The 12343-nt window shown below is 71.4% G+C and carries 13 protein-coding genes; 3 read left to right on the top strand and 10 right to left on the bottom strand.

Going from position 1 to position 12343, the window contains the following annotated elements; translation table 11 throughout:
* Positions 1 to 96: 96 nt before the first annotated feature.
* Positions 97 to 900, top strand: coding sequence for an MBL fold metallo-hydrolase (locus OU415_RS36490; RefSeq protein ID WP_270954278.1), 804 nt, complete (start codon positions 97 to 99; stop codon positions 898 to 900).
* Here the strand turns inward: OU415_RS36490 and OU415_RS36485 are convergent, their stop codons facing one another.
* The 5 genes from OU415_RS36485 to OU415_RS36465 form a co-directional block, all read right to left on the bottom strand.
* Positions 901 to 1311 carry an archease gene (locus tag OU415_RS36485; protein ID WP_270954277.1) on the bottom strand — a complete coding sequence of 137 codons (411 nt, stop codon included), beginning with the start codon at positions 1309 to 1311 and terminating at the stop codon, positions 901 to 903. It lies immediately after the preceding gene.
* Positions 1308 to 2720 carry an RtcB family protein gene (locus OU415_RS36480; protein WP_270954276.1) on the bottom strand — a complete coding sequence of 471 codons (1413 nt, stop codon included), beginning with the start codon at positions 2718 to 2720 and terminating at the stop codon, positions 1308 to 1310. The genes OU415_RS36485 and OU415_RS36480 overlap by 4 nt, the downstream gene beginning before the upstream one ends.
* Before the next feature lie 44 nt (positions 2721 to 2764).
* On the bottom strand, positions 2765 to 3043 hold the full coding sequence (locus tag OU415_RS36475) for a DUF6343 family protein (protein WP_270954275.1): 279 nt from the start codon (positions 3041 to 3043) through the stop codon (positions 2765 to 2767).
* A 42-nt stretch (positions 3044 to 3085) separates the two neighbouring features.
* On the bottom strand, positions 3086 to 3640 hold the full coding sequence (locus OU415_RS36470; RefSeq protein WP_270954273.1) for a winged helix-turn-helix domain-containing protein: 555 nt from the start codon (positions 3638 to 3640) through the stop codon (positions 3086 to 3088).
* 192 nt (positions 3641 to 3832) lie between these two features.
* A complete protein-coding gene (locus OU415_RS36465) occupies positions 3833 to 4318 on the bottom strand; it encodes a DnaJ family domain-containing protein (RefSeq protein ID WP_270954271.1) in 486 nt (161 codons plus the stop codon).
* Between the two features lie 115 nt (positions 4319 to 4433).
* Between OU415_RS36465 and OU415_RS36460 the strand changes: the two genes are divergently transcribed.
* Positions 4434 to 5654 (top strand): glycosyltransferase, encoded by a 1221-nt coding sequence (locus OU415_RS36460; RefSeq protein ID WP_270954269.1) that lies wholly within the window; start codon positions 4434 to 4436, stop codon positions 5652 to 5654.
* Here the strand turns inward: OU415_RS36460 and OU415_RS36455 are convergent.
* The 5 genes from OU415_RS36455 to qcrB form a co-directional block, all read right to left on the bottom strand.
* Positions 5651 to 6163 (bottom strand): mycothiol transferase, encoded by a 513-nt coding sequence (locus OU415_RS36455; RefSeq protein WP_270954268.1) that lies wholly within the window; start codon positions 6161 to 6163, stop codon positions 5651 to 5653. The two genes, OU415_RS36460 and OU415_RS36455, sit on opposite strands and share 4 nt — an antisense overlap.
* A gap of 62 nt (positions 6164 to 6225) precedes the next feature.
* Entirely contained in the window at positions 6226 to 7068 is an 843-nt protein-coding gene (locus OU415_RS36450; protein ID WP_270954267.1) for an SAM-dependent methyltransferase, read from the bottom strand.
* A 65-nt stretch (positions 7069 to 7133) separates the two neighbouring features.
* Positions 7134 to 8156 carry a CobW family GTP-binding protein gene (locus OU415_RS36445; RefSeq protein ID WP_270954266.1) on the bottom strand — a complete coding sequence of 341 codons (1023 nt, stop codon included), beginning with the start codon at positions 8154 to 8156 and terminating at the stop codon, positions 7134 to 7136.
* 39 nt (positions 8157 to 8195) lie between these two features.
* Positions 8196 to 9110: a ribonuclease Z gene (locus OU415_RS36440; protein WP_270954265.1), complete on the bottom strand. Its 915-nt coding sequence runs from the start codon at positions 9108 to 9110 to the stop codon at positions 8196 to 8198.
* Positions 9111 to 9129: 19 nt separating this feature from the next.
* Positions 9130 to 10788 carry a cytochrome bc1 complex cytochrome b subunit gene (qcrB, locus tag OU415_RS36435; protein WP_270954264.1) on the bottom strand — a complete coding sequence of 553 codons (1659 nt, stop codon included), beginning with the start codon at positions 10786 to 10788 and terminating at the stop codon, positions 9130 to 9132.
* A 295-nt stretch (positions 10789 to 11083) separates the two neighbouring features.
* Here qcrB and OU415_RS36430 point away from each other — a divergent pair, with 295 nt between their 5' ends.
* On the top strand, positions 11084 to 12277 hold the full coding sequence (locus OU415_RS36430; protein ID WP_270954262.1) for an FAD-dependent monooxygenase: 1194 nt from the start codon (positions 11084 to 11086) through the stop codon (positions 12275 to 12277).
* Positions 12278 to 12343: the final 66 nt, after the last annotated feature.

Here is a 12343-nt window from a genome sequence, read left to right as displayed (position 1 = left end):
TGGGGAACCGGCGTGCACCGCGAATTCTCCACCGGCTCAGGGGAGGTGCGAACGCTAGGCTGGCGGTCTGCGACTCGTGCGAGAGGACCGACCGCCATGTCAGCGACTCCACTGCCGATCTGCGCGACCTGCGGCACGCAGTACTCCCGGCCGCGATCCGATTGCCCCATCTGCGAGGACGAACGCCAGTACGTCCCGCTGGACGGCCAGCAGTGGACCGACCTGGAGGCGGTGCGGGCGGGGGAGCACACCGCGCTCATCCGCGAGCAGGGCGACGTGCTGGGCATCGGCTGCGAGCCGCGGTTCGCCATCGGTCAGCGCGCGCTGCTGCTGCGCACCGAGGCCGGGAACTTCCTGTGGGACTGCGTGTCCTACTTGGACGACGAGATCATCAAGACCATCGGCGATCTCGGCGGCCTGGACGGGATCGCGATCAGCCACCCGCACTACTACACCACGATGGTCGAGTGGGCCCACGTCTTCGACGTGCCGGTGCACTTGCACGCGAGCGACCAGCAGTGGATCGGTCGCCCGGATCCGGCGATCCGGCTGTGGGAGGGCACCACCGAGCAGCTCGCGCCCGGGCTGACGCTGATCAACCTCGGCGTGCACTTCGCGGGCGGCACGGTGCTGCACTGGGACAGCGGCGGCGGTGCGCTGTTCAGCGGCGACATCGTGCAGGTCATCCCGGACCGCACCCACGTGGCGTTCATGTACAGCTACCCGAACCTCATCCCCGAGCGGCCGAGCGTGGTTCGCCGGGCGGCGGGGATCCTGGAGCCGTACCGCTTCGAGGCGCTCTACGGTGCTTGGTGGGACGCGGTGATCCCGGCCGGTGCGGACCAGATCGTCCAGCGCTCCGCTGCTCGCTACCTGCGCTTCGTCGCCGACGTGCAGTGATCACACGTCCACGGTGACGGCGCAGCGCCAGCCGTCGTCGTCGTGGACGAAGGAGAACCCGTGCAGGGAGATCGCTTTCGGCGTCGCGCCGGTGAACTCCACCTGATCAGTGTCCACTTCGGACAACGTGAGCGCGATGCCGGCCGGTGTGGTCCGGACGTCGAGGTCCTGCGGGACGGTGTCCTCGGCGTCGAGCCGGTAGATGATCTCGTCCAGCACGGCGAGCAGCACCTGCTCGTCCCCGCCGTCCAGTTCGACGGTCGTGGTCCGAGCCGGGGCTGCGGCCGAGCTGTCGACGAAGGAGTCCACCAGAGCGCGGGCGGCTTGCGCGAGGCACTCGTCGCGGGTGGTTCCCCACGCCTCGAACCGGATGTCGGCGGTGTGCGGCAGGTAGCGGAACCCGGCGCTCACCCCTTCACCACGCCCAACGGCACCAGCCTGGCCACCTTCCGGCACAGCCCGGCACCCTCGGCCACGGCCACCACCGCGTCGACGTCCTTGTAGGCGGTCGGCGCCTCCTCGGCCAGGCCGCGCGCGGAACTCCCGCGCACCACGATGCCGTCGCGCTCCAGCTCCCGCCGCAGCTGGTGCGCATCGGTCGTGCGAACGGCCTGGTGGCGGCTCTGCAGGCGGCCTGCGCCGTGGCAGGTCGAGTGGAACGCGTCGCCGCCGGGAACGCCGGCGAGCACGTAGGAAGCGGTGCCCATCGAGCCGGGGATGAGCACCGGTTGCCCGGCTTCCCGCAGCCCCGGCGGGAGCTCCGGGTGGCCGGGCGGCAGCGCCCGGGTCGCGCCCTTGCGGTGCACGCACAGCGTCCGGCGGTGTCCGGCGACCTCGTGCTGTTCGAGCTTGGCGAGGTTGTGCGAGATGTCGTAGACGAGGTCGAGACCGCGACCGGTCACCTCCCGCAGGACCTCGCCGGCGGCCACGCCGAGCACGTGCCGGTTCGCCCGGGCGTAGTTCGCCGCCGCGGCCATCGCACCCAGGTAGGCCCGGCCCGCCGAGCAGTCGACGGGCGCGCACGCCAGCTGCCGGTCCGGCACCGAGATCCCGCGGTCGGCCATGGTCTCGTCCATCCGCCGCACGTGGTCGGTGCAGATCTGGTGGCCCAGCCCGCGCGACCCGCAGTGGATCATCACGCACACCTGGTCGGGGCGGAGCCCGAAAGCTCCGGCGATGCCCTCGTCGTAGATCTCGTCGACGGCCTGCACCTCGAGGAAGTGGTTGCCCGAACCGAGGCTGCCGACCTGGCCGAGCCCGCGGTCCCGCGCGCGGACGCTCACCCGGCCGGGCTGGGCGTCGGCGATCGCGCCACCGTCCTCGCAGCGGTCCAGGTCGCGCTGCGTCCCCCAGCCCCGCTCGACCGCGTAGCGGGAGCCCTCTTCGAGCAGCCGGTCGAGGCCGTCGCGGGACAGCTGCCACACGGCGCCCCGGCCCGCTCCGCGCGGGGTGGCCCGGCTGAGCCCGTTCATGACCTTCTCGGCCACCCGGTGGAACTCCGAGCGCTCCAGGTCGGCGGCCAGCAGCCGCACCCCGCAGGAGATGTCGAACCCGACGCCGCCCGGCGAGACCACCCCGCCGGCCTCGACGTCGGTGGCGGCGACCCCGCCGATCGGGAAGCCGTAGCCCCAGTGCATGTCGGGCATCGCGTAGGAGGCGCCGACGATGCCCGGCAGGGCGGCCACGTTCACTACCTGGTCCAGCGAACCGTCGCTCTTCGGCGGCAGCAGCTGCCGCGATGCGAACACCACGCCGGGCACCCGCATCGGACCGTGCGGTTCGATCCGGAACCGGAAGGGCGTCTCCTCGACGAGATCCACGCCCCCGCAGTACCCACCGCCGCTGGTCACGACACGCGCCGAGCTCAGCCCGGTTCGCCGCGGCGCTTGCGGTGCGCGACCCACACGAGGTCGATGGCGGCGGTCACCGCCAGCACCACGAGCGCCCAGGCCAGCCAGGCCAGCTCCGGGATCGCCAGGAAGACCAGGACGGCGGCGCCGGTGCAGAACACCAGTCCGAACCCGGCCAGCCACAACCGCAGCGTCAGCGCGCTGCGGCCGTACGGCGCACCGCCGACACCGGCCAGCGGGTCGTGGTAGCCGGGCAAGCCCCGCTCGTAGTCCTCGCGCCTGCGCTTCGGCATGCCCTCGGGCTACCCGCCGAGCGCGCGGTCATGCCCGGGAGATCAGTCCCGCACGATCTGCACGGCGTCCGGGCGGTCCATCCGGTAGCCGACCCCGCGCACCGTGGTGATCAGGTGCAGGTCGCCGCCGATCTTGCCGCGGATGCGGCGCACGTGCACGTCCACGGTCCGGGTGCTGGGGGTGCTGTTGAACTGCCACACCGCGTTGAGCAGCGAGGTGCGCTGGTGCACCCGGCCGGGGTTCTCGCACAGGAACAGCAGCAGGTCGAACTCCAGCCGGGTCAGCTCCACGAAGGTGCCGTCGGCGCGCACGATCCGCCGCGGTGCCACCAGGATCCGCAGCTCCGGTTCCGGCTGCTCCACCGGGGTGGGCAGCGACCGCAGCCGGGGGACCTCCGGCGCGGCCGGTGACTCCACTGTGGACTGGAGCGGGATGGCGCGGGTGTGGTCGGGCTGCCGGGTGAAAACCCTTTCCAGCGCGGCCAGGTCCTGGCGGGTGACGATGAAGCGAGCGGTCACCTCGACGACGGCGCCGTCCTGGAGGGGGCGGGTCTCGAAGGAATTGGCCGCAAGAGGTCGAGCGATTTCCGAAGTCATGGCACGAATCTCCGTCTCAGATCGCGGTGCGGGTCCGGGGGAGCGGGGCGCTCAACCGCGCGGACACGCCGCCGACGCGACCCAGAGCAGGTCGATGTGCGCACGCTGCACGAGCAGCGGTCCCAGTGCCATGGAATGGATCGAACCACCGGAGCGGCAACAGCGTCAAAGCCGCTCACAAGGTGGGACGGATCATCGCAGAAAACGGCGCCACCAGCGGGTTTTCGGCGCGGGCTCCGCTGGTTCGGGCTCGGCCTCGCGTTGCTGCGCCGGCTGTTGGCGCGCAGTTCGCCAACCTGCCACCAGCTCGTCGACGTCGACCAGACCGATCGCGACCTGCGGGCCGGACGGCGCGCGCATGTGCTCGACGATCCGCCGGTTGAGGTCGCCGGCGGCGTCGCGCACGGCCCGTTCGCTGGTCAGCTCGCGAACGGCGTCCGGCAGACGCTCGACTTCCCTGCGCAGCCGCAGCGGTGTCGGCAGCAGCGCTTCGCCGGACAGCCCCTCGCGGCGGAGGTAGTCCTTGAGCCACCACTGCTCCTCGACGGGCGCACCCGCGCCGGGAAGCGGTTTGCCCGCACCGGCCAGGTCGTCGAAGTCGCCGCGCTCCTGAGCCGTCCGGATCTGCCGGTCCACCCACGATTCGAACGTGGTGCCAGGTGGTTTCCGCTCGGTCATGGGCCGATTGTCCGCCACGCCGCGCCCGCGGTGCCACCCCCGGGCTGCGCCCTGCGATTGGCCCAGCTCGCGGTTTCCCGCCCTGGAGCCAGTTGTCGTCTGGCATGCTCGCGGCATGCGGCTGCTGGTGGTGGCGCTGGGCTCGCGCGGCGACGTCGTTCCGGCACTGGGGCTCGCGCCTGCGCTGATCGCAGCCGGGTACGAGGTCACGATCGCGGCGAACCCCGAGTTCGGCGGGCTCGTGCGCGAGGCCGGGGCCGGGTTCGTCGCGCTGCCGGGGGATGCTCGCACGATCAGCTCCTTTCCCCGGGGCTGGCGCAGTTCACCCCGATTCCTAGCTGCCCAGGCGCGCGCGTTGACCACCTATCTGATCGATGCGGTCGACGCGGTGGTCGACGCGGCGCCGGGCCATCACGTGCTCCTGCCCAACCTGACCGCCCGATTCGCCGACGACGTCGCCGAGGGGCTCGGGATACCCAGCATCGGGCTGTACGCGCAGCCGGCGGAACCCACGGCGGCGTTCCCCCCGATCCTGCTGCACACCGCGCGCGACCTCGGCGGCGTGGCCAACAGGTTCTCGGCTCGGGTCGCCATGGCTGTCGCCACCCCGTTCCACGCAGCGGCTCGGCGGGCCCGCGCGGCAGTGGGTCTTCCGGCGCGGCGACGGGCGCCGCGGCTCAACCGGGTGCTGCACGGGTGGAGTCCGCACGTGCTGGCCCGGCCGGTGGACTGGCGGCCCGGCCTGAGCGTGGCGGGCTACTGGCGCCCCCGCATCCCGCCCGGGTGGGCGCCACCGGCGGAGCTGGTCGACTTCCTGGATGCGGGCGAGCCACCGGTGCTGATCGGGTTCGGCAGCATGGCTGCGGGTCAGGACGGCTGGCTGAGCGACGTCGTGGCACGTGCGGTGCGGGGCAGGAGGGCGATCGTGCAGCGCGGTTGGGCGGGTCTGGAGGCGGCGGGCCCCGATGTGCTCGTCGTCGGCGACGTGCCGCACGACTGGCTCTTCCCGCGCGTGGCGGCGGTCGTCCACCACGGCGGCGCGGGGACCGCGGGTGCGGTCTTCTCCGCAGGCGTGCCGGGTGTGGCCGTGCCCGTCTACGCCGATCAGCCGTTGTGGGCGGACCGGGCGCGCCGATTGGGCACCGGGCCTGACCCGTTGCCGTTCACGAGGTTGACCGGATCTGCGCTCGCCGCCCGCATCGACGCCGTCACCACGTCCCCCGGTGCTTCGAACTTCCGCGGTGCGGCGGCCGAGCTGGCGGGCCGCATCGCCGCGGACGACGCCGTCGGACCGGTGCTCGCCGCCCTCGCCGAGCTGCCGGGTTCGCCCGGCTAGCCGGCGCGTTCGAGGATGCCGCGCACGAACGCTGCCTGACCGGCGTGCTGGAGGTCGTCGCCGATCACGCTCACCAGCCGCACGCCCAGCGTGACCGGCGGCTGCCACGCGGCGTCGACCACCTCGGCCAGGTCGTCGTCGGTCAGGTTCCGCACGAATTCGAGGGTCTGGGCGTGCACCGCGTCGTAGTAGCCGGTGAGCAGCTCGGCGGAGTCGACGCGGACCGCCGCCACGTCGTCCGAGTCGTGGCCGTAACCGATGTCCTCGACGGCGAACGGCAGCCCGAACCGCTCCGCCCAGCCCTGCGCGGTCCACACCTGCTCGAGCTCGGCGACGTCGGCGACGTGGTCGTCCTGCACCCGGCTCAGGTGCCAGACCAGCCAGCCGATCGAGTTCGCCGCCGGGTCCAGCCGGGCAGCCAGCTCGTCCGGATCCAGTCCGGCGACGGCGTCGTGCACCACCTCCTGGATCCGGCCGAACGCATCGACGAGCACATCAGCGCTGGTCATCGGGCACGCCTCCTCGCTGCTGGGAAGACCGGTCGGCGCCACCGTACGACGGGCGCGGGCGGTCAGCCGGGCAGCACGCCGAGCCCGGCCACCGCGCGGCTCTCCGCGGCCTGCTCGGCGGTGATCGGCGACTCCGGCCGCCACGCGGAGGTGAACACCACGCCCGGGTCGACCAGCTCGTAGCCGTCGAACAGCGCCGCGACCTGCTCCGGATCGCGCAGGTGCAGCGGGTGGGTGCTGGACTGGTAGAGCTCGATGGCCTGCGAGACCTCACCCGGCCAGTACTCCGGGGTGAGGCTGTGCGACAGGGCCAGGTAGCTGCCCGGGGCGCAGGCCTGCCGGTAGGCGGCGATGATGCCCTTCGGGTCGTCGGCGTCGGAGATGAACGGGAACACCGACACCATCAGCACCGCCACCGGCCGGGACAGGTCCAGCAGGCGCGCCACGTCGGGGTGCTGCAGGACGAGGTCGGGGTGGCGCAGGTCGCCGCGGATGATGGCGGCCCGGTCGTTGCCCGCGAGCATCCGCTGGGACTGGGCCACGGCCACCGGCTCGTGGTCGACGTAGACCACCCGCGCGTCCGGGTGCGCCTGCTGGGCGATCTCGTGCACGTTGCCGACGGTCGGGATCCCGGAGCCGAGGTCGAGGAACTGGTCGATGCCCACCTCGTCGACCAGGTACCGGACCACCCGCTGCAGGAACGCGCGGTTCTCCCGCGCGAAGGTGCGCGTCTCCGGCAGCATCGCGAGCACCTCTTCAGCGGCCTCGCGATCCGCCTCGAAGTTGTGCACCCCGCCCAGGTAGTAGTCGTACATCCGCGCCGGGTTCGGCTTGGTGCGGTCCACCCCGGCCAGCTTCGCGAACAGCTCCGCACCGGCCGGGTCCTGCCCCGGATGTCCTCGCATGCGCCCCTCCCCGCAGGTTGATCGCCCCGCAGGATGCCCGCCCGGTGCGGGGAAGGCAAGGCAGATCAGGACCTGGTGAACTTCAGGACGTCGAGCATGCTGTGCTCGTCGGACTCGTCCGGTCCGCCCAGGCACGCGTGCAGGTCCTCGCGCACGCGGTCGCCGTCCAGCCCGGAACCGATCACCACCAGCTGCGTGCGGCGCGGCTCGTCGCGGGCCCAGCGGGAGCGGTGGAAGCGCAGGAAGTCGCCGACGGTGTGCAGGGTGAACTTCTGCTCGTGGCCGGGCACCCCGAAGTGGACCTGGCCCTTCATCCGGTAGATCCCGGCCGGGCGGGAGTCCAGGAACCGCATCAGCGCCCGCGGGTCGACCGGCCGGTCGGCGGCGAACTCGACGCTCTCGTAGGCGGTGTGCAGGTGTTCGTCGCAGTCGTCGTGGGAGTCGGCGAGCAGGTCGTCGAAGGACAGCTGCCGGACGGTCTCCCGCCGCTGCCGCACCGACTCCGGGTCGAACAGCAGCGCCGGGTCGAGGCGGCCGTGCGTGGTCGGCAGCACGGGTTTGCCGTCGGAGAGCTCGCGGACGAGCTCCAGCAGCCGGTCGGCGTCGTCGACCCGGTCGGTCTTGTTCAGCAGCACCAGGTCGGCGAAGCGCAGGTGCTGGTCCAGCTCGGGGTGGCGCTGCCGGGTGCTCTCGAACTCGGCGGCGTCGACGACCTCGACCAGCCCGCCGTAGCCGAGCCGGGGGTTGGTGCTGTTGAGCAGCAGCCGGACCATGCCGCGCGGATCGGCCAGCCCGCTGGACTCGATCACGATCACGTCGATGTCGCTGCTCGGGCGCGCCAGCCGGGCCAGCAGGTCGTCCAGGCCGCTGGCGTCCACCGCGCAGCACAGGCACCCGTTGCCCAGAGAGACGGTCGAGTCGACCTGCCCGGCGACGCTCAGCGCGTCGATGTTGATCTTCCCGAAGTCGTTGACCACCACCCCGATCCGCGCGCCCTGCGGGTTGCGCAGCAGGTGGTTGAGCAGACTGGTCTTCCCGGAGCCGAGGAACCCGGCGACGATGATGACCGGGATCGGTTGCCGAACCACACATGCCTCCGACGGATCGCTAGCCGCCCGCAAGCTTATTCACCGCCGCGGCGGCACCGGCACCCGCATCAGGTCCTCGGCGACCACGAGCTCCCCGTCGAACACAGCGGCCGCCTCGTCGCGGAACCGGCGCAGCTCGGGGTAGCGCTGGGAGAAGTGCGTGAGCACCAGGGTCCGGACGCCGCACTCGGCGGCGACCCGCGCCGCCTGCGCCGCGGTCAGGTGCCCGTACTCGTCGGCCAGCCGGGCGTCCTGGTCCAGGAACGTCGACTCGATCACCAGCACGTCCGCGCCGTCGGCGAGCTCGAACACCCCGTCGCACAGCCGGGTGTCCATCACGAACGCGAACCGCTGACCCGGCCGGGGCTCGCTGACCTGGTCCAACGCCACCGTCCGGTCGCCGACCCGCAGCGATCCCGCCCGCTGCAGGCGGCCGACGTCGGGGCCGCGCACGCCGAAGCGGTCCAGCTGCTCGGGCAGCATTCGCAGGCCGTCCGGTTCCACCAGCCGGTAGCCGAACGTCTCGATGCGGTGGTCCAGCGGCACCGCCTCCAGGGTGCCGAACTCGCCGGTGACCACCGCACCGCCGCGCTCGATCGGCCGCTGCCGCACCTCGGCGACCTCCTCGAACGCCGAGGCGTGGTGCATCCGCCGGAAGAAGTCGATGCCGGCGGCGGGGAAGTGCGCGTGCACCGGGCGAGGCATCCGGTCCAGGGAGAGCCGCTGCAGCACACCAGGCAGGCCGAGGCAGTGGTCGCCGTGGAAGTGGCTGATGCAGATGTGGTCGATGTCGTGCGAGCTGACGCCCGCGTGGATCATCTGCCGCTGCGTCCCCTCGCCGGGGTCGAACAGGAACCCGACGCCGTCCCAGCGCAGCAGGTAGCCGTTGTGGTTGCGGGTGCGCGTGGGCGCTTGGCTCGCGGTACCGAGCACCACCAATTCCCTAGTGGACACCGGTGGATTCTAGGCGGGCTCACTCCTCGTGCGGTGGCGTGCGGACCTCGGGCTCGCGCCCCGCCCGGGCCGCCCGCTCCTGCTCGGCCTGCTCGCGCCGCGTCTCCTGCAGGGCCTCGGTCTCCTCCCGCGGGTCCGGGATCAGCAGGCTGCCCGGCACCGAGTGCCCGCCCGCACCGAGCTTGTTCATCTTCTTGGGCACCGGCGTGGCCTGGTAGGGAAGCGGTCGCGGGTGGCCGTGCTCGTCCACCGGTCCCAGCGCCTGGTGCACCTCGATGAACTCGCCGTGCGGCAGCCGCTTGATGATGCCGGTCTCCACCCCGTGCTCCAGCACCTCGCGGTCCGAGCGCTGCAGGCTCAGGCAGATCCGGTAGGTGACGTAGTAGGCGATCGGCGGCGCCAGCAGCACCCCGATCCGGCCGGCCCAAGTCGTCATGTTCAACGACAGGCTGAACACGAAGGCGATGATGTCGTTGACCCCGGACAGCAGCACCACCACGAAGAACGCGATCGCCATCATGCCCAGCGAGGTGCGCACCGGAGCGTCGCGCGGACGCTGGAGCAGGTTGTGGTGGGCGTCGTCGCCGGAGAGCTTGCGCTCCAGCATCGGGTACATGATCGCGATGGTGAACACCAGGCCGAGACCCAGGATCAGCGGGAAGAACACCGCGGGCACGGTGAACGGCCCGAGGTAGAGCTCCCACGGCGGCCACAACCGGCCCATCCCGTCGGTCCAGATCATGTACCAGTCCGGCTGGGAGGCCGCGGAGATCATCGAGGCGTTGTACGGGCCGAAGTTCCAGATCGCGTTGATCTGGAACACCCCGCTCATGATCGCCAGCACGCCGGTGACCAAGAAGAACAGCCCGCTGCTCTTGACCGCGAACGCGGGCATGATCCGCACACCCTCCACATTGGACTCGGTGCGGCCCCGGCCGGGGTACTGGGTGTGCTTCTGGTACCAGACGACGGCCAGGTGAACCGCGATCAGGCCCGTGATGATCCCGGGCAGCAGGAAGATGTGGATCATGTAGAAACGCGGGATGATCTCGGTGCCCGGGAACTCCCCGCCGAACAGGATCCAGTGCACCCAGGTCCCGATCACCGGGATCGAGAGCACGATCCCGGAGGCGATCCGCAGCCCCGTGCCGGACAGCAGGTCGTCGGGCAGCGAGTAGCCGATGAAGCCCTCGAACATGCCGGTGATGAACAGCAGGATCCCGATCGTCCAGTTGACCTCCCGCGGCCGCCGGAACGCGCCGGTGAAGAAGATCCGGAACATGTGCGTGACGATCGCGGCCATGAAGACCAGCGCCGACCAGTGGTGCAGCTGCCGGGCGAACAACCCGCCGCGGACGTTGAACGAGATGTCCAGGGTGCTCTCGAACGCCCGCGACATGGGGATGCCGCGCAGGTTGGTGAACACCCCGTTGTAGGTCACCTCGGTCATCGACGGGTCGAAGAACCAGGCGAGGTAGGTGCCGGTCACCAGCAGCACGACGAAGCTGTACAGCGCGAGCTCGCCGAGCAGGAACCCCCAGTTGGACGGGAAGACCTTGTTGATCTGGCGCCGCAATCCGGCGGCCAGGCGGAATCGCAGGTCCACCTCGTCTGCCTGGCGCCGCAGCGAGGCGGCGAACTTGCTCTCCGGTTTGGTGGGCTGGGTCAACCTGCTCATGTCGACTCCCGGCTGCCGCGCCCCGATGCGGCGGGGACCGCTTGCTGCCGAACTCCCCGCGCGTGGCTGGGCGAAACGACGATGCGCGGATACGAGCGTACTGCTTCGGCGTGCCGCCAGCAGCCGAACTGGTGTCCGTTTCCCTTGTGACGCCTGGGACTTCGCCCGCCGCGGCGCAGGTGCGACCATGCGGGCCGCCGGGTACAACAAGGGCGTATCGACTTCCCACGCGGACATTGGCGCTCCGCCCGGATCGCCTGCGCAGCTGGCCGCCTGTCGTTCAGGAGGTGCTGCTGTGAAAATCGTGTGCATCGGGGCCGGTCCCGGGGGTTTGTACTTCGCCATCTCGGCGAAGCTGCGCGATGCCGGCCACGACATCACCGTGATCGAGCGGGATCCGCCCGGTGCCACCTACGGCTGGGGCGTCGTGTACGGGGAGGACCTGCTGGACACGCTCTACCGCAACGACCGGGAGAGCGCCCGCCGCATCCGCGCGGAGTCGAAGCTCTGGCAGGAGCAGATCATCGGGCTGCGCGACGTCGACAAGGCCTACCTCCCCGGCTACGGCTACAGCGTCAACCGGGCCCCGCTGCTGGCGATCCTCGCCGAGCGGGCCGCCGAGCTGGGTGTGCGGGTCCAGTACGAGACCGCGGTGGAGGACCTGGCCGAGCACGCCGACGCCGACCTGGTGGTGGTGGCCGACGGCGCCAACAGCCGCACCCGGCAGCGCTACCAGGAGCAGTTCGGCACCCGCGTGGACTACGGGAACAACCCCTACATCTGGTTGGGCACGGAGCGGGTGTTCAACGAGTTCACCGTCGACTTCGAGCAGACCCCGGCCGGATGGGTCTGGTTCCACGCCTACCCGTCCGCCGACGGGATCAGCACGTTCATCGTGGAGTGCACGGAATCCACGTGGCGGGCGCTCGGGCTGGACCGGGCCGACGACGCCGAGATGCGCCGGCTGCTGGAGCAGATCTTCGCCGGCCCGCTGCGCGGGCACTCGCTGATCAGCCAGTCGCGCGGCAAACCGGCGTCCTGGCAGCGGTTCGCGCAGGTGTTCAACCAGACCTGGCGCTACGACAACGCGGTGCTGATCGGCGATGCCGCGCACACCACGCACTTCACGCTGGGATCGGGTACCAGGCTGGCCGTCATGGACGGCATCATGCTCGCGCAGTACCTCCTCGACCAGCCCGAAACCGCCTTGGCGGTCAAGGAGTTCGACGAAGCGGGCCACGCGGCGATGCGGTCCGCGCAGATCGCCGCGCGCAACAGCATGGCCTGGTTCGAGCGGGCCGACCGCTACACCGACCGGGGAGCGAAGGAGTTCTGCTACGCGATGGCCGGCCGGCACGGCCTGCAGAGCCCCTGGCGGTACCAGCGGTACCTGGTCCAGCAGAACTTGGTGGTGCGCAAGGCGTCGCGGCTGGTCGGCAACGGGCAGCGGTGGGCCAGGGCCCGCCGCCGCGGCGAGCCCTGGCGCTAGTCAGTTCGGCAGCTGTCCGTCGACGGGCCGGGTCGGAGTCGCCGACCCGGCCTGCTGCTGCACTGG

Origin of the sequence: Saccharopolyspora oryzae, assembly GCF_027853915.1 — a bacterium.
GTDB classification, from domain to species: Bacteria; Actinomycetota; Actinomycetes; order Mycobacteriales; family Pseudonocardiaceae; genus Saccharopolyspora; species Saccharopolyspora oryzae.
This window is presented reverse-complemented; position numbering and strand designations above follow the sequence as displayed.